Origin of the sequence: Selenomonas sp. WCT3 (assembly GCA_900100835.1) — a bacterium.
Lineage (GTDB): Bacteria > Bacillota > Negativicutes > Selenomonadales > Selenomonadaceae > Selenomonas_A > Selenomonas_A ruminantium_E.
In genome coordinates this window covers 24,880-46,399 of the sequence record FNCM01000005.1, presented here as the reverse complement: position 1 = coordinate 46,399, position 21,520 = coordinate 24,880, and the positions used below count along the sequence as shown (strand labels likewise).

Genomic DNA, 21,520 nt, shown 5'->3' with positions numbered 1-21,520 from the left:
TTATTATGGAGCAGCAGTTTTTTTACGTGGGAGGCAACAGTTATGGCAAACAGTGCAGGTAATCAGAAAGCTGTGAAGGTAGTACAGACCGCAGGAAGGCAGCAACTGGGGGAATTTGCCCCGGACTTTGCCCGCTATAATGATGACATTCTCTTTGGAGAGGTTTGGTCGAAAAATGATGTGCTTTCCCTTCATGACCGCAGTATCGTGACGGTATCGGCTTTGGTAGCCAGCGGCATGGTGGATAGCTCACTGAAATATCATTTGCAGTCTGCCAGGAAAAACGGCGTGACGAAAGAAGAAATGGCAGAAGTCATCACCCCGCTGGGGGTTTATGCCGGTTGGCCAAAAGCCTGGGCAGCATTCAACCTGGCCAAGGAAGTATATAACGAAGATGCGGCAAAGAATACCAGTCGCGAAGGAGATGTCAATATGGATTTGGAAACCATCAAGCAAACCAGCTTATTCCCCGTAGGGGGCGAAAACGTCAACTACGCCCAGTATTTTGATGACAAGAGCTATCTTCATATGATTTCCTTGGACCAGGTGGTTATTGGCAATGTGACCTTTGAGCCGGGCTGCCGCAACCATTGGCATATCCATCATGCCGACAAAGGCGGCGGGCAGATGCTGCTGGTCACTGCCGGCCGTGGCTGGTATCAGGAATGGGGCAAGCCTGCTCAGGAATTGAAGGTGGGAGATGTCGTGCATATCCCCGCAGGTGTCAAGCACTGGCATGGCGCCGCCAAGGACTCCGCCTTCCAGCATATCGCCATCGAGGTGCCGGGGGAAAATACTTCCAATGAGTGGTGTGAGCCGGTGGAGGAAAAGGAGTATAACAAGTTGCCCTGAAAATATAAGGATTGATGTGTATGAACAGACGGGAGTTTTTGAAAGTCAGCGGCATGGGGGCGGTAACCTTCTTTTTGACAGGCTGCGGTCTGTCGGCCCTGACTGGCGATGAGTCAAAAGCAAATGTTGTCCCGGAAAAGGGCAGCATATCAGGAGGCACGAAAATGAAAATTGTGGTAATCACCAGCAGTCCCCATCCGAAAAATGAATCAACATCTATTTATCTGGCTGACCGGTTTACGGATGGAGCCAGAAGTGCCGGACACGAGGTCTTTACCTTTGATGCGGCCAATGAGGAAACGCACCCTTGCCGTGGCTGCGACAAATGCGGTATGGACGGTCCGTGCATTTTTAAGGATGCCATTGAAAACGCGTTGATGCCCAAGATGCTGGAGGCAGACTTAATTGTGTTGACCACACCGCTTTATTACTTTGGCATGTCGGCTCAGTTAAAGACGATTATCGATAGGTTCTATTCCCGGACCGAAAAGCTCCATGGCAAGAAATCCATCATGATGGCCACAGCTTACAATAGTGCCGATTGGACGATGGAAGCATTGGTCAATCACTATAATACGCTGGTGCGTTACATGGAATGGCAGGATGTGGGGCAGGTGATGGCTACAGGCTGCGGTGCCCGCTCCCTGGTGGAAAAATCCCAGTTTGCCGATATTGCCTACAAAATCGGAGCGAATCTCTAACGAGGCTTGACTTAGAGTTGGCTTTAAGTGATAGAGTTTATCCATAAGTGTTGATGTAAGCTGACTGGAAAGGAGCAAGATGTATGAAGAAATTATGGATTGCCTGTTTGTCTATGCTGATAGTACTGGGGCTGATGGGCTGCGGTGCAGATAATGGCAAGGCTGAGGAAAAGGCTCCGCCAACGAAAACTGTGGCACAGGCGGCTGATAATAATGCAACGGGAGATAAGATCTTAGTCGCGTATTTTTCCGCGACGGGCAACACGAAGCAACTGGCGGAGAACACCGCCAAGGCGCTGGGCGCAGATTTGTATGAAATTCGGCCGGAATCCCCCTATACGGCCGAAGACCTGAATTACAATGACGAAACCACCAGAGCCACGGTGGAGCAGAAGAACGACAGCGCCCGCCCTAAGCTGGCCGATAAGAATGCTCCTATTGCGGGCTACAAGACCATTATCCTGGCCTATCCCATCTGGTGGGCCCAGGCTCCCCGCATCATGGATACCTTCGTGGAAAGCTATGACTTTACAGGCAAGAATATGACGGCTATCTGCACCTCCGGTGGCAGCGATATTGGCAGCAGTGCAGATTACCTGGCCAGGATTACCAAAGGCAAGGCCAACTGGAAACCGGGCAAGTTATTCAGCCCGCAGGCTGGCGCCGATGAAATCAAAGCCTGGTACAATGGCTTAGGCCTATGAATTACCGGAGCATAAATCGGCGCATGGCCGTAACGGCGCTTTTGCCGTTGCTGTTTGTGCTGACCATGAGTTTTCACTATATCCCCAAGCTGCTGCATGAAATCATAGGCGTAGTCTGGTTCCTGCTGGCAGGCGTTCATCTCTATCAGAATCGTCACTGGCTGAAAAGCTTGCGGCAGGGCAAATGGAATTTTCGGCGGGCTTTGGGAACGGTCATTGATATATTGCTGATTGCCGTGGTGCTGGTGACTGTGTTTGCCGGTCTTGGCATATCCAACTTCCTGCTGAAAGATATCATGCCGCTGGAAATCCAGCGCAGCATTGTCATTCATCAGTATCATGTGTCCCTGCCCTATGCCCTGCTGATTTTATGCGGCCTCCATTGGGGGCTGCATTTCAAAGGCTGGCTGGGGCAGTGGCAAAAGGTCTTTGACTGGAAACTGTCTGCTGTGGCTAAACGGACAGTTGTGGCAGCTTTGAGTCTGGCGGCGCTCAGTGCAGGGATTTATGCGTCCTTCCTGAACCGCATCGGCGACCGCCTGCTGATGAAACATATCTTTGCCACGGCAGCCACCAACGAACCGGCGGTCATCTATGTACTGCTGCTCTGTGGAACCATCGGACTCTATGTTTTGCTGGGAGCCGCATTGCAGCGCTATCTAAAAGCATGAACATTTGATATGGGAGGTAATCACATGAGTAAGAAATTAGTTGCCTATTTTTCCGCTAGCGGTGTAACGGCAAAGGCTGCCAAGAACCTTGCCGAGGCGGCTGGGGCAGATTTATTTGAAATAAAGCCGGAAGTGCCCTATACCCAGGCTGATTTGGATTGGCATGATAAAAATTCCCGCAGCTCCGTGGAGATGCGGGATAGTAAATCTCGTCCGCAGATTGCGGCAGGTGACGCCAGGATTGCGGACTATGATGTGATATTTGTGGGCTTTCCCATCTGGTGGTATGTGGCGCCCACCATCATTAACACATTCCTGGAAAGCTATGATTTTGCCGGCAAGACCATTATTCTCTTCGCCACCTCCGGCGGCAGCGGCTTTGGCAAGGCCGTGGAAGGACTGAAAGGAAGCGTGGCAGACAGTACCGCTATCCGGGAAGGCAAGCTGCTGAATGGGAATCCTTCGGTTGCTGACCTTAAAAACTGGGTGGAGAGCTTATAAGCGTGACAAGCATCAGGCAATGTGCATGAAATATGTGCATTGCCTTTTGTCGTTGAGGAGGCAGGTAATTGGACGGTGAAAATTGAATTATACAATCGGAAGATGGAGTTCAAAAGCGTATAAGTGGAATAGGAGCGTGGTGGATATGAGGAAATTTTTTCGCATGAGAGCAAAACTGGCTTTATCATTGGCATGTATGCTATGTTTTACGGCCTCCACGACTATGGCAGAAGAGAAGGTGATTCCCTATCCGGCTGGGCTTGATACGGTTACAGAAGGTGCTTCATCTGCTCCAGCCGAAATAAATCATAAGAATTCACCGTATTTTACAAAAATGGATTTCTACAACATGGAAAGTATCCCGGGACGCCGTATTGTACTTTCCCACTATAAGACCTATCAACAGGCAAGAGAGTATACCTGTGGCCCTGCCGTTGCCTTGACCGTGCTTTATTGGTATGGGAACAGGGATTATGATGAAATGAGCTTGACAAAGGCCATGAAAACCCAGGGGTATCCAATCGGTACCGGGCTTAGAAATATGGTTGGATTCTTTAAAGAAATCGGCTGGGAGGTGCGCAGCAGCCTGAACAGCGATAAACTTAGCCGCTATGAGGATTTCCGTACCTTTATCCTGGAATCGCTGGCTCATGGGAAACCGGTACTGGTGGAAAATATAGAGTGGGGCGGTCATTGGCGGGCTATTATTGGCTATGACAACATGGGAACGAAGTCAATGCTGGATGATATGCTTATTTTTGCAGATCCTTACGATACTTGTGACCATAAACAGGACGGATATACCGCTGGCAATGCTACAAAATTCTACTCCATGTGGTTTGACCATTCCATGCTGCCTAAGAAGGAGCGCTATCAACCTTGGATTATAGCTTATCCGAAGGACGCTGATACTGTAGGAAAATAGGGGATTGATTATGAATAAGATGAAAAGAATATGGTTCTAGGTATTCTGGGTTTGCCTGTTGATTGTGCCCAATTAAGGAAATCTGGGTTATGCACTGGCTGAGTATCTTTCATAAGTCGTGAAACTGGTGGTTTCCTTAGCGTGCAATATACAGCTAGAGGCGTAGTGAAATACTAATAGCAAAAGCCATCAATAAGGCAGATATCTCAATCTGTGCTTATTGATGGCTTTTGCTATCTGATAACGGTTAATCTTACTGTTCTACTTCAGCATCGTCTGCAGTATATTCCTCCAGGGAATTTTCTCGCACCTGAATGCAGATGAAGCTGATGCCTTCATTGGCAGCCGCCGAGAATTGACGCCGCGCAGCCGGGGCAATGCGCAGCCAATCGCCAGCTGCGAGTTCTACGGTCTGCCCGTCAATCACAGCTGTGCCCTTACCGGCCGTGACGAAATAAATCTCCTCGTTTTTCTTGTGGTAGTGTACAAAGGGAACACCGGCTCCGGCGGGCAGGTTGTTGACGCTGATCTCTGCCCCCGTCAGATTCAATTTGTCATGCAGCTCAGTTCTTGCATCGCTTGCCACACTGATTTTGTTGAAATTTGCCATTTGATTTTCCTCCAATGAGTTTGTGTTGTAATGATATCGATTACAATAAGATGATAACATCGCTTTGATGTAATGTCAATGGTTACAATGGAAAAATTTGCGGCACATGCTTTCCTAATTGTCATAGGTTGCTGGAGGGTTTTGGTTGACATTTTACAGATGATGTAATATCGTATGGTACAACGACTACATAACGGAGGTTTTTGCATGCAGTTTTCTTTTCGTTTGCCAGTCGCGACACATATATTGCTTTGTATCGAGCGATTCAAGGATGAGTACAAGGCTACTTCCACCTTTTTGGCCAGCAGTGTCAATGTCAACCCGGTCATTATCCGGAAAACATTGGGCCAGCTCAAAGCTGCCGGACTGGTGGATGTGGCAGCAGGTGTCGGTGGGGCAAAGTTGACAAAAAGCCCGGAAGACATCACCTTGTGGGATGTCTTCCAGGCTGTGGAAGAGGACGAGGATCTATTTCACTTTCAGGAGAATCCCAATCCGAAGTGCCCGGTGGGCAGGAATATCCATGGGGTGTTAGGGGACAGACTCGAAGAGGTCAGACAGCATATGCTGGCCGATTTCAAGAAAGTCACCATTGCCGATTTATTGGCGTCTATCGAGGCGAAAGAAGCGGCAGAGTGAGAAATTATGCATGACATCTGGAATCCATGGCATGGCTGCAGGAAAATCAGCCCCGGCTGTGCCAACTGTTATATGTATACGCTGGATAAGCAAAGAGGCAAAGATGGCGCTGTCATTTATCGTACGGAAAATTTTGCCTATCCGCTGCAGAAAGACCGTTACGGCAGTTATAAGATAAAGAGCGGCGAGCTTATCCGCGTGTGCATGACTTCGGATTTTTTTCTGGAAGAGGCGGACAAATGGCGGGAAGAGGCCTGGGAAATCATGCGGCAGAGGCCGGATGTCATTTTCTATCTGCTGACCAAGCGGCCGGAACGGGGAGCGGACTGTCTGCCCCGGGACTTTGGCAGCGGCTGGGAAAATATCTGGTTCAATGTCACCTGTGAGAATCAGCAAATGGCCGATAGAAGGCTGCCGCTGCTCAGGGATTTGCCCTTCAAGCACAAAGGCGTGATGTGTGCTCCCTTGATTGGCGCCGTAAGTTTGAAGCCCTATCTGGAGGAAGGTTTCATCGAGCAGGTTATCTGCGGTGGCGAGAACTATGAAGGGGCACGGCCCTGCAACTTTGATTGGATACTAGCTTTGCATGAAGAGTGCCAGGAAGCCAGTGTATCCTTTTCCTTCATTGAAATCGGCTCAGATTTCATTAAAGACGGCAAGCATTATCGTTTGCAAAGCAAGCAGAAACAGGCGGAGCAGGCATTTAAGGCAGGTTTGAATTTCAAGGGCAAGCCCATGCATTTTGACCTGCGGTATGCCATTGGCATTCCGGTATCGTCAGAGGATTGCTATAGCGCAGCTTATGATGGCCCGCATTGTCATGCCTGCGGCAGCAGGTTGATATGCAATGGATGCAGCCATTGCGGCAAGTGCTGATAATTATTCACAAAATCCCCTTGCTTAATATTGGGCTTTTAGCCGATAAAAGTAGCAGTTTGACGAGTCAATTTGCCCCGTCGAATTGCTGTTCATATATACGTTGATTTTGCCAGTAATCAGTATGTTTTTTGACATGTGAAAAATTCAGTGGTGATCACAGGACATTATCCATAGAGATTACGAACAGAAAACTGGCATTTCATTTAATTTGATGCTGGTTTTCTGTTGTCCGGAGACAGTATGTATGGGGGGCAGAATGATATTGAGTCTATGGAGCGAATAATAATCTTGTAGGTGCAATAATCTGACCGATGGAAAAGACACTTGTACTGTAGAAAATTATGATGTTGTACCATGCAACTCAGGATGACTTATGGGCACTGCCATATCGAAAAAACTTGACACTTACCCTTAATGTAGAAGAGTTGCCAAAAGCATTGCAAGTTTGCTAAGATAATAGTGCTAAAGTTTGGCGGTTTTGAGCTGATGCTGGGGGAAAACGGCCAGTACAATATGGCCTGGCATGCCATCCATATGTTGCCGGAGGAAACCGCTCAGGCAGCGTCGGATGTAGGGGCAAAACTGCTTCTGCCTGCTCATGGCGGCAAGTTCACCCTTTCCCGTCATCCCTGGCAGGAACCTTACCGGGAACTGACCCGCTTTAGCCAGGGGCGGGGGTATAAACTGCTGACTCCGGAAATCGGGGAGGCGGCTTATCTTGACCGTGGCAACACCCAGAACTTTGCGTCCTGGTGGGAGAATATGAAATAAAAGAAGAGGCTATTGCATGTAAGTGATATACTCACACATGCAATAGCCTCTTTAATTATGTCTGCTTTTAGGGAACTTAGCACGGGGAGACGAACCCCAGGGAGTTGCGGAAAATTTTCGTGAGGCTATTTCCGGTCAAAGATGGTGTTGCGCAAGTGCCAGGTCAGGCAGCTGCCAACAAAGGCTACGATTATGCCGCCTGCTACATCGGTGGGATAGTGGACACCTGCATATAGCCGGGAAAAGGCCATGTTGACCGCGAAAGCTTCGTCCATAACTTACCTCGCTTGGTGTACTGTGTCAAAAAGACATGTTCGCCCATTATCGTTCATTTATGGGTTTATTGTCAATGAGAAAAGACACCGTGCATTATTCCTTTTTTTCTTTCTTTAAGGGCGAGCCTTCCATGGACAAATTCTCTTTGGCGTAAGCCTGCAGGTCATCATGATTTTCCACCACATCTTTTACATAGGCTTTGATGTCTTTTTTGAGGCCTTCCGTATCGGCCGCAGACATTTCTCCGAGTTTTTGGAATGTCTGTTTGTTTTGGCGGGTAAACTCATAATCGTCATCGTATTTGCGGAACAGCAGGCGAATCATCTTGCGGCGCAGGAATTTTTCTCGGATGATATTGTCCCGCTCCTGAATCCAGGCAATGGACAGCACCGCCAAAACCAGGAATCCCATATAGCCCAGCAAGGGATACATCCAGGATACCAGCTGGGTGAAACCGCCGAAGCTGCAGATATAGCCCAAGATTACAATGCCAATGATATAACGGTGCATTTTGCGTACATCATCATCGGCGAAACGGCGGGCGGTGGCGTAATAAAGACTGAAGGCCGTGTTGAAAATCAAGGCAAAGATGACCAGCGCATAGGCAAAGGCAAACAGAGGATGGATGTGGTTGACAATCATGAGCATGGGGATTTCGGCATCCTTGACCATGTCCAGATTGGCAAAGAGGGCCAGTGCCGCGCAGGTAACGATAACACCGATGATCACGCCGCCTAAGGCACCGCCTTTTTCTGCATCGCCGATACGGATGACGGAGCCGCCGAGCACCAATGCCATGGAAACGCCATTCATTACGCAGAGAGCAAAGTAATTCATAACGGATAGGTAGATATTCGGCATAACAGGTTCCATGGTGTCTGCCACCGCATTGAGCGCCGTAAAGTCATAGGTTTTTCCAGCAAAGGTGTAGGCCGTTACCACCAGGATCATCAAAATGATAAGGGGGGTAAAGATTCCCAACACCCGTGTGATTTTGTTGAAATCCATAAAGGAGATGACAATGATCAGCAGGGAGCAGAGCAAAGCTCCTGCCCAGCTGGGCAGCCCGAACTGCTGCTGTAAATTGGCCCCGGCACCAGCCACCATGACAAAGCCGACAACAAAACAGGAAATGATCAACGTAACGTCAATGATGCGATTGATGACGGGATGGGCGATTTGTTCCAGCACTTCCTGATGGTTGCTGGATTGATAATGCGAACCAAGCGTCACAATGATCCGGCCAAAAATGACATTTAGCAAGCCGAGGGCAATCACACCCCAGATTCCTGCTTGTCCGAAACTCAAAAAGTATTGCAGCATATCCTGGCCGGAAGAAAGCCCAGCTCCCACCAAAACGCCCACATAGGCCATGGCTATGGATAAGGCTTCTTTACTGATACGCAAAAAATTCATGGAATCACCTCGTATAGCAAAAAATGAAAAACATATAAATATAAATTGATTTATATCCAAATGACCTGGGATACTCCATAATGTATTAATCTGTTTCTGGTGTAATTCGCAGGATAAAATTTACGGGAAGTTCAGCTTCAGCATTTAGCCATTTTTGCAAGCGGGCTTGTTCGTCTTCGGTAAGTGGTGATTTGCATGTAATGACGGCCAGGAATCCTGTGGGGATGATTTGGCCATCCTTGTTTTCCGTGGCAACGGTGGCTCCTTCAACGCCGGTGAAGGAGGGGAACAGGATAGGGGCTTTTTCCCGTATGCTGGCCAGCAGCTTTTGGTCGGTCTCGAATCGCTGGTAGGCGGGGCTGTAACGCATGCTCAGTTCCTTGTACTTGCGCAAATCTTCCTGGGCCTTGGCAAGGCTGGCCCCGCCAGCGGCGTTCCACTGGGTGTTGATGAGGTTTTGGACATCCTCAGCGCGGACGGTGCCGGACAGATCGTTCTGAATGATATGCAGGTTCCAGTCTGCAAAATGGGAATAAGTCTGCAGCTTTTTTTCCAGTTCGGCCTGTTCTTCATCGGTAACCGTCCGGCCGATAAGAGTCAGATCCAGTTTTTTCTCCTGGGGATTCAGATGAAAGGCGACGACCTGTGGGTTTCCCTGCTGGAAATTGCTTTCGATATAGGCTTTGACCTGAGCATGTTCCAGATTGTTGAGGATGCTCTGGTAGGCCATATACATGCTGGGCAGGATGATGAGCACGCCCAACAGAGAGAGAAGCCAGCGCTGGCGGCGGAAAACTTGCTCGGATACATAGGTCTTGGCAGGAATCTTGATGAATTTCAGCACGATAAAGGTGGTCAGGCAGATGAAGAAACTGTTGATAAAGAAGAGGTAGAGCGCGCCAAAGAAGAACTTGGGCGAATAGGTGGCCAGTCCATAGCCTGCCGTGCACAAGGGCGGCATCAGGGCGGTGGCGATAGCTACGCCGGGAATAACATTGCTCTTTTCGATGCGGGTGCTGCCGATGATGCCGGCTAGGCCGCCAAAGATGGCGATAAGCACGTCCCAGATGGTCGGCTCCGTGCGGGCCAGAAGTTCTGTGGAAGCGGTGTCAATGGGGGAGAGGGTAAAATATACCGCTGAGGTCAGGACGGAGAGACTGACCTGAAACACGAGCTTCAGGAAGGATTCCCGGACATAGGCGCTGTCATAAGTAGCCATGCCATAGCCTAGGGACATGATGACCCCCATCAGGGGCGAGATCAGCATGGCACCGATGATGACGGCGGTGCTGTTCATGTTCAGACCAATCGAGGCAATGAAAATGGCAAGAATCAGGATGCACATGTTTGTGCCTTTGAGGGTGCCGCCGCTATAGATGCGCTCCGCGATTTCTTCCAAGGGAGCGCGGTCCTTTTCCAGGTCAAAGATATTGGCGGCGACGGTTTTGAGGGTATTCATAGATATTCCTCCTTCGATGGCCGTTGCGTGTCTCAAACGCCGTATAGCTCCTTCATGAAATACCTTCTGGGAACGAAAAATGGAACGTCCGCTTCTCCATAACTTCGTGATACAGGCTAGATTTCCTGCTGTCCAATGGATTGCTTCAAAATAAAATAGAGGGCCGGGAAGATTCTGCGTATGGTAATTTATAAAATCTATATATAAATTTTTATATAGATATAAAAATTTATTCAACAAGGAGGAAGTATCATGCGAAATGTTGGACCAGTAGGGGTAAAGGCTATGGGGCATTCCTGCCCGAAGACTTGACCACCATTGATCCCTTGGGGGTAATCATCCTGCTGGCCTCAATCGTGGCTGTGCGCAGGAAAGTCGGCGTGATAAAGCTATTGGCTGGCACGGGCATAGCCGGTTTAGTGCTGGGCATAATCCAGCAGACTATGCATTGATATGTACACGAGAAAACACTAAAAGCGGCCGTATAAACAGTACGGCCGCTTTTAGGCTGCGCAGTATATTTCAGAGTATAATGATATGATCTATTATACTGAGCAAAGTGATTGAATCACGAACGATTATCCGGTAAATTGCTATAATCATAACAACTTCGAGAAATTGATATTCGTTTGGAGGTATGATTATGGCAAAATATATCGTAGTTGGTGGCGTGGCAGGCGGTGCTACGGCAGCTGCCCGTCTGCGGCGGTTGGACGAAGGGGCAGAAATCATTCTGGTGGAGCGTGGCGGCGATATTTCCTTTGCTAATTGCGGCCTGCCCTATTATGTAGGGGGCGTTATTCCTCGGCAGGAAGATTTGCTGGTGATGACACCGGCCAAATTCCGCGGGCTTTTTCATGTGGATGTGCGGGTGCAGAGCGAAGTCACAAAGGTGGATACGGCAGCCCGTCAGGTAGTCATTCGCCATGGGGAGGAAGAATATCCGGAAAGCTATGATGCCCTGCTGCTGTCTCCGGGTGTCCAGCCCCTGCGGCCGCCGATTCCGGGCATCGACCATGAACGCATTGTAACCCTGCGCAATGTACCAGATGCTGCGGTTTTGAAGAAGCTGGCCGGGGATTATCCTCAGGGGCGTGCCGTGGTGGTCGGCGGCGGTTTCATCGGCGTGGAAGCGGCGGAGAATCTGCAGGCCCAGGGCCTGTCCGTGACATTGGTGGAAGCAACACCCCATATTCTGGCTCCCTTTGATACGGATATGTCAGCCCTGGCAGAAGCTGAACTGCGCCAGAACGGCGTGAAGCTGCTGTTGGAGCAGGGCGTACAGGAATTCCTTCATCATGAGGATGGCACCATTGGCGTTAAATTTCCTCAGGAGGTGTTGACGGCTGATTTTGTGGTGCTGGCCATCGGCGTGCGCCCGGATACGGCATTCCTGCAGGATAGTGGCATCGAGCTGGGGGAAAGGGGGCATATTTTAGTTGATGAATATATGCAGACCAGCGCCCCGGCAGTCTTTGCCGTAGGTGATGCGGTGATGACCTTTGACGGCCTGACGGGGAAGAAGGCGGCGCTGCCTTTGGCTGGTCCCGCCAACCGTCAGGGGCGGCTGGCCGCTGACAATATTGCCGGCAAAAAACGCAAGTATGCCGGTGTGGTGGGTAGTTCAGTGCTCAAGGTCTTTTCTTTGACTGCTGCCGCTACCGGCAAAAACGAGCGGGCCCTGCAGCAGGCGGGGCTTGTTTATGGCAAGGACTATCGTTATACCATCACTTATCCCAATGACCATGCGTCCTATTATCCCCAGGCGGAGCCCTTCGCCCTTAAAGTGCTGTTCAGCCTGCAGGATGGCAAGGTCCTTGGTGCCCAGGCAATTGGTAAAAAGGGCGTGGATAAGCGGATTGATGTATTGGTTGCTGTTTTGCGTTTAGGCGGCACGGTGTATGATTTGGAAGATTTGGAGCTTGCCTATGCGCCGCCCTTCTCTTCAGCCAAAGACCCGGTGAATATGGCCGGATACTATGGCGATAACATCCTGCAGGGCCTGACCAATCCCCTGTTGCCGGTGGAACTGGCGGCAGAACAGGAACGGGGGGCATTGATCATCGATGTGCGTCCGCCGGAAATGTTTGCGGCAGGCCATGTAGAGGGAGCAATCAATATCCCGGCAGCCAAAATGCGGGAACAGCTGGATAAGCTGGATAAAAAACGGCCTCTGGTGGTCATCTGCAAAATTGGCATGAACGGATATTTCATGGAACGTATGCTGAAGCAGTCAGGCTTTGAGGTTCGCAATATGATGGGTGGTTTTACCTATCTGCAGGGAATTTTGCCCTAAACGACAACAAAGAGGATTGACATGTCAATGCTTTGCTGTTAATATACTATCCATATATTGGTCACCGGAGGACAGAGTGCCGTAGCACGGGGGATAGCAGGATTTCCTGCAGGCCGCCTGTCGGATAAGGTGTCGGGTGAGCCCGGATTCTGTATTAAATGCAGAACCCGGGCCTTTTTGTATGCCCGGGCTGCTGAAGGAGATTGTATGCATTCAGAAATCTTTTCGAAAATGCCGCCGATAGCCAGCCTCTTCAGCGGTATCTTGGCCCTGTTTCTCTACAGGAACAGTCAGTCTGATTTGACCAGGAAGCTGCAGATCAGTCATTCCTGAGAAAACGGTGTAGTCCGAGCTAAACTAATGGGAAAAGCTAGGTAAAACGATGTGTTTGCCGCTTGCTGGCAGCCAATCCAAGATAAACTGACGGAATTTCTTGCTGGCCGTTGTGGGCAGAGTGTATTTATCCGTGATAAGGTAAACACTCTGTCCTTTTTCTGTGCCTTCACCCAAAGGGCGAAGAACGATATCCTCATGGGTATTTAAAACTGCTGCATAATCGTAGCCGATGTTGATGGCGTGATTCTGAGCCACCAGTTCCGTGATGATTGATTCATCTGCTGTTTCGCCAAGAATCTTTACATTCAGCCCTGGCAGGAGAATGTGCCGGTCAATGTTATCCCGGAAACATTGATAAGCCCGGCCTTTGCTGATGATGGTTTCTCCATCCAAATCGGCATAGCATAGTTCTTGTTTGGCGGCCAGGGGATGGTTTTTATGGAGACGGACACAGTATCGAGAAAAGAATAGCTCATCACCCTGGAAACGGCTGTTGTCCAAAGGGCCTGTCACTATGGCGAAATTGCATTTCTTGGCGGCAAGGCCGTCGAGGGCAGCATCATCTGTGGTATCCACAACGCTGAGGATAATATCGGGGTGGGCCGCATGGAAGTCCAGCAGGAAATTGGCACCCAGGTAGGTCAGGATATGGTCAAGGGCATAAATGGTAACGACGCTTTTTGACTGGGAGGCCAGGGTATTCATGCCCTCGATATAGCGATAATCTTCCAAAAGACGCTGGGCATGGGGAAGCAGTGTGGTGGCATAATCTGTTGGTTCCAGACCGCGTGGTGTGCGGGTAAAAAGAACTTGACCAAGCTCTTTTTCCAACTGGCGGATGATTTTGCTGATGCCCTGACGGCTGACATATAGTTTATCAGCCGCAGCTTGAATATTGCGGCTGCGATAGGCCTCGATGAAGTATTCCAGCTGTTTTTGATTCATGGGAAACACCTCCTAGTTTTAGTTTACCGCAACAGAATGGTTGCGGCAAGTGCCGAAGCATTTGCTTGTTGACGGATTATTCGATTGTTAGAATAGCAGTAAGAGATAAGTCAGCAATCTATGTGTGAGAGGAGTTTTTTACATGAAATTGACACAGATACGTAATGCCACCAACCGTTTGGAATTTGCCGGCAAGACCTTTTTGATTGACCCATGGCTGTCACCCAAACATGTGCTGTCGTTTGTTGACATACCGGGGATGCCCTTCCATGTGCCAGATCCTGTAAAGGAGAACATGGCTATGCCCTTTTATGACCTGCCCATGTCCGTGGAAGAAATATTGCAGGGGGTGATTATTATGTGGTAACGCATATTCATCCGGACCACATTGATATGGCAATGGATGGCACAGTGGGGGCTCCCTTAGACAAAAATGTACCAGTCATCTGTCAAAATGAGGAAGATGCAGCTGTTTTCGAGAAATCTGGCTTTAGGAAGATTATCGTCCTTTCCCGTGAGGGGATGGATTTTGGTGCGGCAAGGCTGACGCAGGTGCCTGCTCGTCATGGCACTGTAGTTCCTTGTGGTGAAGCCATGGGGATCATGTTTACCTCTCCTAAGGAGAAAACATTCTACCTGGCTGGGGATACAGTTTGGTATCCTGAAGTGCAGGAAAATATTCGCAAGTTCAGCCCGGAGGTTATTGCCCTTAACTGTTCTGCTGCTGAATTGGTAGAAAATGGCCGTTTGATTATGAATGATGAGGATGTTTGGTCTGTGGCCATGGAAGCACCGCAGGCTAGACTTTATCTTACGCATTTGGATAATGTTGCTCACGCTACCATTACCCGTCATACGATGCGTTCCCTGCTCATGGCCCGTCATGTGGAAGACTATGATATGCCTGGCGATGGTGAAAGCCTTTGCTACTAAGCAATATTGTCTTAGGAAGAAGCGTCTCCATAGAATACCTGCCCTGGGAGGCAATTCGCCTGCGGAGGTCAGCAAGCAAACCTTCTATCGCTGCTATAAGGACAAGCATGAGCTGGCCAACGAAATATACGTCCAGCTTACCCAGCAGGGGATTATCGAGCCAGAGAAAATACAAACCGAGGATGACTGGCGGGATATGTACCTGAAGATTGTTGTTTGCTGGAATTGTATCAGGACCCATGATGAAGAATTGACCATTGAAGCTAGCGGGGGAATGTTGATGCGCATGGTGGTGCAGGGCATGATGCGCTATGGGGCGTCCTGGCTGGGATGATGTGCCGCTATCAACTGGTGATGCTGCGGATGTTTAACAGGATCACTCCTATGATGATGAACAAGATGCCCAAGCCGGTGGTAAGGTCCATCTGTTCATGCTAGATAAATACCGCCACCAGCGCCGTAAGAGCTGTCCCGACGCCAGCCCATATTGCATAGGCAATGCCCAGGGGGAGCAGCAGCAAGGATTTGGAAAAAATGTAGAAACAGGTTCCCATTCCCGCTATGAAAGCAACGCTGGGCATTAGTTTGGTAAAACCGCAGGAGGCTTTCAGCATAGAGGTGGAAACAATTTCTAGGGCGATAGCGATGGCGAGCAGAAGATAACCTTTTAGCATGTGTTTAAAATCCTTTCGAAAAAAAATAAGGCCAGATAAGAATGCGATCTTATCTGGCCTGAATAACCCGTTCCAGTGTCTATGGACACCTTATCTGGCAAGCAGGCGATTGCTTGCCGTCCGATACGAGTATTGATTCTAGCAAATAGGCTGATGGATGTCAACCGTGATTTGATTTTTTGACATGTCAAATTAGCTGAGGCAGGAATCTTGATTGGAATCTTGGCAGGATCTGCATAACGATGTTAGGGAGTGGAATGAAGCGGGAAGAGAAAAGTAAAGATATTCGCGGGAGTGGCAGAAGTTCTGAGCTGGACAGCTTTGGGCGTATGCTTTATGATGTTTACATATTGATTTACCATTGGAGGTATTTGTCATGGCATATGAAGCAAAATATACGTTAAGGGTCCTGATTGATGATTGGGTGGAGGAAACGCCTTGGGAACTGGAGGGGGAGCATGGCCTTTCCTTTTACGTCGAGACCCCGGAGAGCAAGTTCCTCTTCGACTGCGGGCATACCGGGGCGGCCTGGCGCAATGCGGAGAAGATGGGCGTAGACCTATCTGCCGTGGATTTTGTCGCCTTGAGCCACTCCCATTATGACCATGCGGGGGGGTTCCCTGCGCTGCTGGCGCACGTAAAACCCAAGGTGCTTTATACCGGCCCGGATTTCTGGCAGGAGAAGTATTCCTATGATCGGGAGAAGGATGAATACCTGTATAAGGGCTGCGGCTTTACGGCGGACAATCTGGCTGCCTGGGGTATCGAGCAGCGCGAATGCCAGGATATGATAAGGCTGGACAATCATGCAACCCTCTTCACTGGTTTTGCGCGAACGACGGACTTTGAGCATATCCCTGAAAAATTTGTGCGTGGGGCAGCGAAGGAACCGGATTCCTTTACCGATGAGGTCTGCCTGTTGCTGGAGGAGGGAAATGGCCTCTGCATGGTCGTAGGCTGCTCCCATAGGGGAATTGTGAATATGGTGGCAGCCGTCAAGGCGCGGACGGGAAAGCAAGTCCTTCGTGTGGTTGGCGGCATTCATCTGGCAGGGGCCAGCGAGGCGTGTGTCAGTCAAACCGTTAACGAGCTTAAAAATCTTGGCGTAGCGTATTTCAATCTGTGCCATTGTTCCCTGGATGCGTGCCACAGCTCTGGTGTTTGGCCCATGTATCTTGATACTTTTGCTGCCGGCTCGGCAATCTGCAGCGGACAGGAGGAGGGGGGGCCATTGTTGGCGGCCATCCTCTATGATTCGCGCACGCATACCACGGAAAAGGCGGCCGCCTTTATCGCCGAAGGCGTGCAAAGGGCAGGATTGCAGCCTGCTTGTTTTCATATCGATGAGGCGGATGCAGAATATATCGAAAAAGCAGACCTTATTATCCTCGGCTCGCCTACCTATATGGCTTCGGTCACCGCTAAAATGAAAACCTGGCTCGAGGAGAAAGGCTCCAAGCTGGATCTGGCCTATAAAGTGGGCGGAGCCTTTGCTACGGAGCAGTATATCCACGGTGGCGGGGAAAATGCGATCCGGGAAATGCTGACGTTCATGATGGTGCAGGGCATGATGACTTATTCGGGGGGCAAGGCTTATGGCAAGCCAATCATCCATCTCGGCCCTGTGGGCATGAGCCAGGATATCGGATCCTTCCGGGATCTGTTCGTGGCCTATGGGGAGCGCATGGGGAAACTGGCAGCCTGGCTGGCCTGACGCCGGCAAGATTCCGCGGGCTGGATTTACTTTATACCAGCAACGCGTTATAATCGAGGAACAAAGGAGGAGGAATCTATTGCGTAATCTGCTTATCGGCTCGGTACTGTTGTCACTGGCGGGCAGTATCTGGGGCGCCATGTTCATCGCCGTCCGGCTGACGACAGGGGTTATTACGCCTGTGGCCTTGGTCTGGATGCGGTATGGCGTGGCGCTTATCCCCTTGGTATTTCTCATGTACCAGCAAAAAATCTCGTGGAAGATCGAGCGCAAGGACTGGAAACTGCTCCTGCTTTCGGCCCTTACGGGAAACACTTTGTCGATTGTCACCCAGGAATCCGGCACTATGCTGACTTCTGCGCAAATGGGGTCTGTTATAACAGCAGCTACCCCGGCGTTCATGGTGGTCTTTGGCTGTCTGCTGCTCCATGAGCGGTTCAATCTCAGCCGCTTGTTGTCGGTGGTTCTGGCCACCGTTGGGGTACTGCTCATCGTGGTTGATCCCGATAATATGCGCAGCGGCAGTCTGCTGGGCGGGCTCTACCTCAGTATTGCCGCCGTTACCTGGGCCCTGATGTCCATATTGCTCAAGCTGCTGAGCCGCTATTCGGTGTTTGCCCTGACTTTTTACAGTGTGCTGATTGCCTTTTTGGCGCTGAGTCCTTATGGCCTCTGGTGGCTGGCTGCTGAAGCGGATCTTGCCGCGCTGGCCCGGCCGGAGATAGGGGGCTCGGTGCTCTATGTGGGAGTGGTTTCCACGACTGCCGGCTTTGTCCTTTGGAGCAAGGGCCTTACCTATATGGATGCCTCTATCGGCGGCCTTTTCATGTTCTTCCAGCCGGTGGTGGGAACGCTGCTGGGGCATTTCCTGCTCGGCGAGGCAATCACCAGCTATTTTGCGCCAGGTTTTGCCCTTATTGCCAGCGGGGTGGTGCTGGCTATGCGGGGCGGCAACACCACCGCCGCAGAAAAGCTGGCCCTGGCAAATCCAAGGCAAGGAGCTTCGCTATGAAAATATTTGTCGATGCAGATGCCTGCCCGGTGGTCAAGGAAACAGAAGAAGTGGCGGCAAAATATTCGGTGCCAGTGGTTTTGCTATGCGATACCAATCACATCCTGCAGTCTGCTTATAGCGAGGTAAAGATAATCGGCGCGGGAGCCGATGCGGTGGACTTTGCACTGGTCAATTGCTGCCGGTCTGGCGATTTGGTGGTTACGCAGGATTATGGAGTGGCAGCCATGGCTTTGGGCAAGAAGGCGTATGCTATTCACCAGAATGGCTGGCAGTATACCAATGAAAATATCGAGCGGCTGCTGATGGAACGCCATCTGGGGAAGAAGGCACGCCGCGCTTCGAGTAAAAGTCATTGGAAAGGGCCACGGAAGCGATCCGTGGAGGACAACTTACAGTACCAGGCAAAACTGGAAGGATTGCTGAAAAAGATTATGGAGGAAACCGATGGATAAACAATATGGGCGGCCAATCCCGCAGGCGGGCGAGATATGGCAGCATTTCAAACACAACGATTACAAGATCATCGCCTGCCCGGTGATCCATACCGAAACGGAGGAGCTGTACTGCGTGTATCAGGCGCTTTATGGGGACTATGGCATATTCTGCCGGCCGCTAGCCATGTTCATGAGCGAGGTGGATCATGCGAAATATCCCCAGGCAGAGCAGAAATACCGGTTTGAATGCAAATGATGCCAAGAGGTGGTGCCGATGAAGGTTTTAGCAGTAGACGATGAACAGAGCATACGGGAGCTGCTGGCGTTCCAGCTGCAAAAGCATGGCAAGGAATGACTTCAGATTTCGTCCTCATCCATAATTCCCAGTTTCCGCTTCCAGTAGCGGGAATAAATGGCACCCAGAGGATTGTGGGCCAGCAGCCGGTCTTTTACCACTAAGGTAGTGACAGGGCCGGGGCAGCTGGCATTAAATATGGTATCATGTCCCACGCAGAGGCCGCAGGAGATGAAAAGTTCTGTGCCTTTTTCCGCTAGAATCCTGGCTTGGAATTTTGGATTGCACATGGCTTCATGCGTAAGTTCGGGCTTGACCTGTTTTAGGTCAAGCTCTTTTTTGTTGAAACTGCAATTTTTACAGCAGACGCTGTAAAAGGTAAAGCCTTGTTGTTCGTAGTAACGGGCAATATAGCGGGCTTCGGCGTTGAGGCCGATGCAAAAGGCCATGCCGAGTTTCTTATAGCCCATGGCTTTAGCAAATTCCGCTGTTTCCTGCAGACGGGTGATGTTGCTGTAAAAGGTTCCCTCGACATAGGCGGCAGCTTTCATAATGCGGCGCTCTTCCTCATCGTAGGCGGCAAGAATCGTTTCCCGGTCGATGCCGGTGCAGTTTGTTCCTTTGGTGTAGCAGACATGGGAGTGACAATTGGCACAATCCGCTTTCATAGTAAAACCTCCTAAAACTATTCGCTTGGCAAAAAAGGTGCCCAAACAAAATCGTCGGGCACCTTTTGGTCTTATCGTTGGTATTAGTGGCAACTGTGGCTGCCGCAGCCATGACTGCCACAGCTATGGCCTTCGCCATGGCTGTGATGGTCGCAGTGAACGGCCGGATCGTAAGCCAGTTTTCCCGCTAAGAAATCCTGTACTGCTGCATCAGCGTTACCCTGAACACCGCCATACAGGGTAATGCCCGCCTGAGCCAGTGCGTTCTGAGCACCGCCGCCAATACCACCGCAAATCAGGGTGTTGATGTTTTCTTCCTGCAGCAGGGTAGCCAAAGCACCGTGGCCGGCACCGTTGCTGGAAATTACATGGGATTCCTGAATCGCATTGTTTTCGATGGTATAAACTTTGAAGGTCTCCGTGTGGCCAAAATGCTGGAAAATTTGGCCGTTGTCATAGGTAACTGCAAGTTTCATAGGTCTGTTGCTTCCTTTCTGCATAGCTGCTCGGACTGGATGGGGGCTGCGCGGACAAGCCGGACAGAGTTCAAAATTTCCGCCGCGAATGACCAATGGGCGGCCTTCTACCAGACAGCCGGCGATGCGTTTGCGGGCTGCTAGATAAAGAGCCTGTACCGTGGTGCGGGCTACTCCCATTTGTTTGGCGCATTCTTCCTGGGTCATGCCCAGGTAATCGAGCAACCGGATGCACTCATATTCTTCTAGGGAAATGATAACTTCTGGTGCTTCCGTTGCTTCCTGCGGAACAAAATGTGTGCAGGGGGGGAGCCCGCCGATACGGCGTTTTTTTAATGGTCTGCTCATCGTTAGCCTCCGTTTTTGACATATGTCTTAATGAAATTATAGCATGACTTTTTGACATATGTCAATTTATTGGGACGCAGTGATGAAAAAACTATCGATTGCGCCACTGGTGAGGTGTCACCCCATAGTGCCGTTTGAAAAGCCGGGTAAAATAGCCGCCATCGTTAAATCCCGTTTCGTACGCTATCATTTGGACGGAGGAATCACTGGCGGTAAGCAGTTGGGCGGCTTTTTCCAGTCGCAGCTGCTGAATAATCTGCCCCGGTGTTTTTTGATAGCGTTTTTTCAGGAGGCGGATTACATATGATGGATGGAATGAGAAGTGTTCGGCTATATCTGCAAGGCAAAGGTTTTCTTTGTAGTGATCGTTCAGAAAGGCAAAGATTTCGGCTGCTGCATCGTGGGATTGTATTTCCGCACTTGATTCGCCAATGTAGGTAAGAAGGGTGAAGAAAAGCTGCTGGAGTTTTAATTGGGGAATGGTGTTATCCGAAAAGCGTTTGCTGTTTTCCTTGCGGTCGATGCGAACCTGGGTGATTTGCTCCATGATGTCCAGCATATTGGGCTGCAACTCATCCAGGATAGTTCCGTATTGGGGCAGCGAGATGTGGAAGGGCTTCTTTTCGAATTGTTGGGAGCTTTTCTGGATGACATTGGAATCGCGAATCGGTGTTTCCGAGCAAGAAAAGCTTCCAGTCGTATAAAAGTGCAGCCAGTGAAAGACGGTTTCCGTGCGGCAGGTTTTGGTGCCTCGATGAAGCCGGTGAGGCGGCAAAATGAGAAATTGTCCTGCAGTAACGGTAAAGGGCTGTCCGTCTTCTTCCATGAAGAGTTCCCCTTGGTGAACGTAAATGAGGTCAAAGGTATGGGTAAGCGTTCGGCGGAGATGGCGGTCGCCACTGCGAAAAGTGGACATGCCGCCGACAATCAGGTAGGGAAGGGGCGGACACGAGAAGATTAGATACATTTCGGACTACCTCCT

28 protein-coding genes are annotated in these 21,520 nt (G+C 50.2%); 19 read left to right on the top strand and 9 right to left on the bottom strand.

Annotation, left to right across the window (positions count from 1 at the left end; genetic code table 11):
- The first annotated feature begins 42 nt into the window (after nucleotides 1-42).
- From BLQ36_RS05930 to BLQ36_RS05905, 6 genes are all read left to right on the top strand, one after another.
- Complete coding sequence (locus BLQ36_RS05930) at nucleotides 43-852, top strand: carboxymuconolactone decarboxylase family protein (protein WP_074514586.1); 810 nt, start codon at nucleotides 43-45, stop codon at nucleotides 850-852.
- A gap of 20 nt (nucleotides 853-872) precedes the next feature.
- The gene (locus BLQ36_RS05925; protein ID WP_081342240.1) at nucleotides 873-1,553 is read left to right on the top strand and encodes a flavodoxin family protein; all 681 of its coding nucleotides are present in this window, start codon (nucleotides 873-875) and stop codon (nucleotides 1,551-1,553) included.
- A gap of 83 nt (nucleotides 1,554-1,636) precedes the next feature.
- Nucleotides 1,637-2,257, top strand: coding sequence for a flavodoxin (locus tag BLQ36_RS05920; protein WP_074514584.1), 621 nt, complete (start codon nucleotides 1,637-1,639; stop codon nucleotides 2,255-2,257).
- Nucleotides 2,254-2,928 (top strand): hypothetical protein, encoded by a 675-nt coding sequence (locus BLQ36_RS05915; protein WP_074514582.1) that lies wholly within the window; start codon nucleotides 2,254-2,256, stop codon nucleotides 2,926-2,928. The genes BLQ36_RS05920 and BLQ36_RS05915 overlap by 4 nt, the downstream gene beginning before the upstream one ends.
- 24 nt (nucleotides 2,929-2,952) lie before the next feature.
- Entirely contained in the window at nucleotides 2,953-3,429 is a 477-nt protein-coding gene (locus BLQ36_RS05910) for a flavodoxin (protein WP_033169338.1), read from the top strand.
- Between the two features lie 145 nt (nucleotides 3,430-3,574).
- A complete protein-coding gene (locus BLQ36_RS05905) occupies nucleotides 3,575-4,354 on the top strand; it encodes a C39 family peptidase (RefSeq protein WP_074514581.1) in 780 nt (259 codons plus the stop codon).
- Nucleotides 4,355-4,607: 253 nt separating this feature from the next.
- Here the strand turns inward: BLQ36_RS05905 and BLQ36_RS05900 are convergent, their stop codons facing one another.
- On the bottom strand, nucleotides 4,608-4,964 hold the full coding sequence (locus tag BLQ36_RS05900) for a cupin domain-containing protein (RefSeq protein ID WP_014431083.1): 357 nt from the start codon (nucleotides 4,962-4,964) through the stop codon (nucleotides 4,608-4,610).
- A gap of 207 nt (nucleotides 4,965-5,171) precedes the next feature.
- On the opposite strand from BLQ36_RS05900, the gene BLQ36_RS05895 reads away from it, so the two are divergent.
- The 3 genes from BLQ36_RS05895 to BLQ36_RS05885 all read left to right on the top strand — a co-directional run bounded on the left by BLQ36_RS05895 (nucleotide 5,172) and on the right by BLQ36_RS05885 (nucleotide 7,253).
- Nucleotides 5,172-5,603: an Rrf2 family transcriptional regulator gene (locus BLQ36_RS05895; protein ID WP_074514579.1), complete on the top strand. Its 432-nt coding sequence runs from the start codon at nucleotides 5,172-5,174 to the stop codon at nucleotides 5,601-5,603.
- A gap of 6 nt (nucleotides 5,604-5,609) precedes the next feature.
- Nucleotides 5,610-6,479, top strand: coding sequence for a DUF5131 family protein (locus BLQ36_RS05890; protein ID WP_081342238.1), 870 nt, complete (start codon nucleotides 5,610-5,612; stop codon nucleotides 6,477-6,479).
- Between the two features lie 462 nt (nucleotides 6,480-6,941).
- Entirely contained in the window at nucleotides 6,942-7,253 is a 312-nt protein-coding gene (locus BLQ36_RS05885) for a hypothetical protein (RefSeq protein WP_074514578.1), read from the top strand.
- 125 nt (nucleotides 7,254-7,378) lie between these two features.
- On the opposite strand, the gene BLQ36_RS05880 is transcribed toward BLQ36_RS05885, so the two are convergent.
- The 3 genes from BLQ36_RS05880 to BLQ36_RS05870 form a co-directional block, all read right to left on the bottom strand.
- Nucleotides 7,379-7,528: a phosphatase PAP2 family protein gene (locus BLQ36_RS05880; protein ID WP_074514576.1), complete on the bottom strand. Its 150-nt coding sequence runs from the start codon at nucleotides 7,526-7,528 to the stop codon at nucleotides 7,379-7,381.
- Between the two features lie 94 nt (nucleotides 7,529-7,622).
- Nucleotides 7,623-8,945, bottom strand: coding sequence for a hypothetical protein (locus tag BLQ36_RS05875; protein ID WP_074514574.1), 1,323 nt, complete (start codon nucleotides 8,943-8,945; stop codon nucleotides 7,623-7,625).
- Nucleotides 8,946-9,030: 85 nt separating this feature from the next.
- On the bottom strand, nucleotides 9,031-10,404 hold the full coding sequence (locus BLQ36_RS05870; protein ID WP_074514573.1) for a DUF389 domain-containing protein: 1,374 nt from the start codon (nucleotides 10,402-10,404) through the stop codon (nucleotides 9,031-9,033).
- 308 nt (nucleotides 10,405-10,712) lie between these two features.
- Here BLQ36_RS05870 and BLQ36_RS05865 point away from each other — a divergent pair, with 308 nt between their 5' ends.
- Nucleotides 10,713-10,856: a hypothetical protein gene (locus BLQ36_RS05865; protein WP_318260922.1), complete on the top strand. Its 144-nt coding sequence runs from the start codon at nucleotides 10,713-10,715 to the stop codon at nucleotides 10,854-10,856.
- A gap of 191 nt (nucleotides 10,857-11,047) precedes the next feature.
- On the top strand, nucleotides 11,048-12,700 hold the full coding sequence (locus tag BLQ36_RS05860; RefSeq protein WP_074514571.1) for an FAD-dependent oxidoreductase: 1,653 nt from the start codon (nucleotides 11,048-11,050) through the stop codon (nucleotides 12,698-12,700).
- Between the two features lie 357 nt (nucleotides 12,701-13,057).
- On the opposite strand, the gene BLQ36_RS05855 is transcribed toward BLQ36_RS05860, so the two are convergent.
- Complete coding sequence (locus BLQ36_RS05855; RefSeq protein WP_074514570.1) at nucleotides 13,058-13,981, bottom strand: LysR family transcriptional regulator; 924 nt, start codon at nucleotides 13,979-13,981, stop codon at nucleotides 13,058-13,060.
- A gap of 142 nt (nucleotides 13,982-14,123) precedes the next feature.
- Between BLQ36_RS05855 and BLQ36_RS13580 the strand changes: the two genes are divergently transcribed.
- Genes BLQ36_RS13580 through BLQ36_RS05845 form a run of 3 tightly spaced genes read left to right on the top strand, consistent with a single transcriptional unit; the run spans nucleotide 14,124 to nucleotide 15,248 of the window.
- Nucleotides 14,124-14,348, top strand: coding sequence for a hypothetical protein (locus BLQ36_RS13580; protein ID WP_318260921.1), 225 nt, complete (start codon nucleotides 14,124-14,126; stop codon nucleotides 14,346-14,348).
- On the top strand, nucleotides 14,342-14,914 hold the full coding sequence (locus BLQ36_RS05850; protein WP_318260920.1) for an MBL fold metallo-hydrolase: 573 nt from the start codon (nucleotides 14,342-14,344) through the stop codon (nucleotides 14,912-14,914). Before BLQ36_RS13580 ends, BLQ36_RS05850 begins: the two co-directional genes overlap by 7 nt.
- Complete coding sequence (locus BLQ36_RS05845; protein ID WP_143558691.1) at nucleotides 14,877-15,248, top strand: TetR/AcrR family transcriptional regulator; 372 nt, start codon at nucleotides 14,877-14,879, stop codon at nucleotides 15,246-15,248. The genes BLQ36_RS05850 and BLQ36_RS05845 overlap by 38 nt, the downstream gene beginning before the upstream one ends.
- Before the next feature lie 100 nt (nucleotides 15,249-15,348).
- On the opposite strand, the gene BLQ36_RS05840 is transcribed toward BLQ36_RS05845, so the two are convergent.
- The gene (locus tag BLQ36_RS05840) at nucleotides 15,349-15,588 is read right to left on the bottom strand and encodes a DMT family transporter (protein WP_318260919.1); all 240 of its coding nucleotides are present in this window, start codon (nucleotides 15,586-15,588) and stop codon (nucleotides 15,349-15,351) included.
- Nucleotides 15,589-15,964: 376 nt separating this feature from the next.
- On the opposite strand from BLQ36_RS05840, the gene BLQ36_RS13575 reads away from it, so the two are divergent.
- From BLQ36_RS13575 to BLQ36_RS13320, 5 genes are all read left to right on the top strand, one after another.
- Nucleotides 15,965-17,302, top strand: coding sequence for an MBL fold metallo-hydrolase (locus BLQ36_RS13575; protein WP_318260918.1), 1,338 nt, complete (start codon nucleotides 15,965-15,967; stop codon nucleotides 17,300-17,302).
- A 79-nt stretch (nucleotides 17,303-17,381) separates the two neighbouring features.
- Nucleotides 17,382-18,314 carry a DMT family transporter gene (locus BLQ36_RS05825; RefSeq protein WP_074514567.1) on the top strand — a complete coding sequence of 311 codons (933 nt, stop codon included), beginning with the start codon at nucleotides 17,382-17,384 and terminating at the stop codon, nucleotides 18,312-18,314.
- On the top strand, nucleotides 18,311-18,769 hold the full coding sequence (locus BLQ36_RS05820; RefSeq protein ID WP_074514565.1) for a YaiI/YqxD family protein: 459 nt from the start codon (nucleotides 18,311-18,313) through the stop codon (nucleotides 18,767-18,769). Before BLQ36_RS05825 ends, BLQ36_RS05820 begins: the two co-directional genes overlap by 4 nt.
- Nucleotides 18,762-19,007 carry a DUF1653 domain-containing protein gene (locus tag BLQ36_RS05815; RefSeq protein ID WP_074514564.1) on the top strand — a complete coding sequence of 82 codons (246 nt, stop codon included), beginning with the start codon at nucleotides 18,762-18,764 and terminating at the stop codon, nucleotides 19,005-19,007. Before BLQ36_RS05820 ends, BLQ36_RS05815 begins: the two co-directional genes overlap by 8 nt.
- Before the next feature lie 9 nt (nucleotides 19,008-19,016).
- Nucleotides 19,017-19,106: a response regulator transcription factor gene (locus BLQ36_RS13320; protein WP_143558689.1), complete on the top strand. Its 90-nt coding sequence runs from the start codon at nucleotides 19,017-19,019 to the stop codon at nucleotides 19,104-19,106.
- A gap of 2 nt (nucleotides 19,107-19,108) precedes the next feature.
- Here the strand turns inward: BLQ36_RS13320 and BLQ36_RS05810 are convergent, their stop codons facing one another.
- From BLQ36_RS05810 to BLQ36_RS05800, 3 genes are all read right to left on the bottom strand, one after another.
- Nucleotides 19,109-19,714, bottom strand: a complete 606-nt coding sequence (locus BLQ36_RS05810) for a DUF1847 domain-containing protein (protein ID WP_074514561.1) — start codon at nucleotides 19,712-19,714, stop codon at nucleotides 19,109-19,111.
- An 83-nt stretch (nucleotides 19,715-19,797) separates the two neighbouring features.
- On the bottom strand, nucleotides 19,798-20,538 hold the full coding sequence (locus tag BLQ36_RS05805; RefSeq protein ID WP_074514560.1) for a DUF134 domain-containing protein: 741 nt from the start codon (nucleotides 20,536-20,538) through the stop codon (nucleotides 19,798-19,800).
- A gap of 91 nt (nucleotides 20,539-20,629) precedes the next feature.
- Nucleotides 20,630-21,505, bottom strand: coding sequence for a helix-turn-helix transcriptional regulator (locus tag BLQ36_RS05800; protein WP_074514558.1), 876 nt, complete (start codon nucleotides 21,503-21,505; stop codon nucleotides 20,630-20,632).
- Nucleotides 21,506-21,520 lie beyond the last annotated feature (15 nt).

Bases quoted from the DNA above. Each gene is read 5' to 3' on its own strand.
- BLQ36_RS05930 (WP_074514586.1), top strand. From the start codon at position 43: ATGGCAAACAGTGCAGGTAATCAGAAAGCTGTGAAGGTAGTACAGACC.
- BLQ36_RS05925 (WP_081342240.1), top strand. From the start codon at position 873: ATGAACAGACGGGAGTTTTTGAAAGTCAGCGGCATGGGGGCGGTAACC.
- BLQ36_RS05920 (WP_074514584.1), top strand. From the start codon at position 1,637: ATGAAGAAATTATGGATTGCCTGTTTGTCTATGCTGATAGTACTGGGG.
- BLQ36_RS05915 (WP_074514582.1), top strand. From the start codon at position 2,254: ATGAATTACCGGAGCATAAATCGGCGCATGGCCGTAACGGCGCTTTTG.
- BLQ36_RS05910 (WP_033169338.1), top strand. From the start codon at position 2,953: ATGAGTAAGAAATTAGTTGCCTATTTTTCCGCTAGCGGTGTAACGGCA.
- BLQ36_RS05905 (WP_074514581.1), top strand. From the start codon at position 3,575: ATGAGGAAATTTTTTCGCATGAGAGCAAAACTGGCTTTATCATTGGCA.
- BLQ36_RS05900 (WP_014431083.1), bottom strand. From the start codon at position 4,964: ATGGCAAATTTCAACAAAATCAGTGTGGCAAGCGATGCAAGAACTGAG.
- BLQ36_RS05895 (WP_074514579.1), top strand. From the start codon at position 5,172: ATGCAGTTTTCTTTTCGTTTGCCAGTCGCGACACATATATTGCTTTGT.
- BLQ36_RS05890 (WP_081342238.1), top strand. From the start codon at position 5,610: ATGCATGACATCTGGAATCCATGGCATGGCTGCAGGAAAATCAGCCCC.
- BLQ36_RS05880 (WP_074514576.1), bottom strand. From the start codon at position 7,528: ATGGACGAAGCTTTCGCGGTCAACATGGCCTTTTCCCGGCTATATGCA.
- BLQ36_RS05875 (WP_074514574.1), bottom strand. From the start codon at position 8,945: ATGAATTTTTTGCGTATCAGTAAAGAAGCCTTATCCATAGCCATGGCC.
- BLQ36_RS05870 (WP_074514573.1), bottom strand. From the start codon at position 10,404: ATGAATACCCTCAAAACCGTCGCCGCCAATATCTTTGACCTGGAAAAG.
- BLQ36_RS05860 (WP_074514571.1), top strand. From the start codon at position 11,048: ATGGCAAAATATATCGTAGTTGGTGGCGTGGCAGGCGGTGCTACGGCA.
- BLQ36_RS05855 (WP_074514570.1), bottom strand. From the start codon at position 13,981: ATGAATCAAAAACAGCTGGAATACTTCATCGAGGCCTATCGCAGCCGC.
- BLQ36_RS13580 (WP_318260921.1), top strand. From the start codon at position 14,124: ATGAAATTGACACAGATACGTAATGCCACCAACCGTTTGGAATTTGCC.
- BLQ36_RS05845 (WP_143558691.1), top strand. From the start codon at position 14,877: ATGATATGCCTGGCGATGGTGAAAGCCTTTGCTACTAAGCAATATTGT.
- BLQ36_RS05840 (WP_318260919.1), bottom strand. From the start codon at position 15,588: ATGCTAAAAGGTTATCTTCTGCTCGCCATCGCTATCGCCCTAGAAATT.
- BLQ36_RS13575 (WP_318260918.1), top strand. From the start codon at position 15,965: ATGGCATATGAAGCAAAATATACGTTAAGGGTCCTGATTGATGATTGG.
- BLQ36_RS05820 (WP_074514565.1), top strand. From the start codon at position 18,311: ATGAAAATATTTGTCGATGCAGATGCCTGCCCGGTGGTCAAGGAAACA.
- BLQ36_RS05815 (WP_074514564.1), top strand. From the start codon at position 18,762: ATGGATAAACAATATGGGCGGCCAATCCCGCAGGCGGGCGAGATATGG.
- BLQ36_RS05810 (WP_074514561.1), bottom strand. From the start codon at position 19,714: ATGAAAGCGGATTGTGCCAATTGTCACTCCCATGTCTGCTACACCAAA.
- BLQ36_RS05805 (WP_074514560.1), bottom strand. From the start codon at position 20,538: ATGAGCAGACCATTAAAAAAACGCCGTATCGGCGGGCTCCCCCCCTGC.
- BLQ36_RS05800 (WP_074514558.1), bottom strand. From the start codon at position 21,505: ATGTATCTAATCTTCTCGTGTCCGCCCCTTCCCTACCTGATTGTCGGC.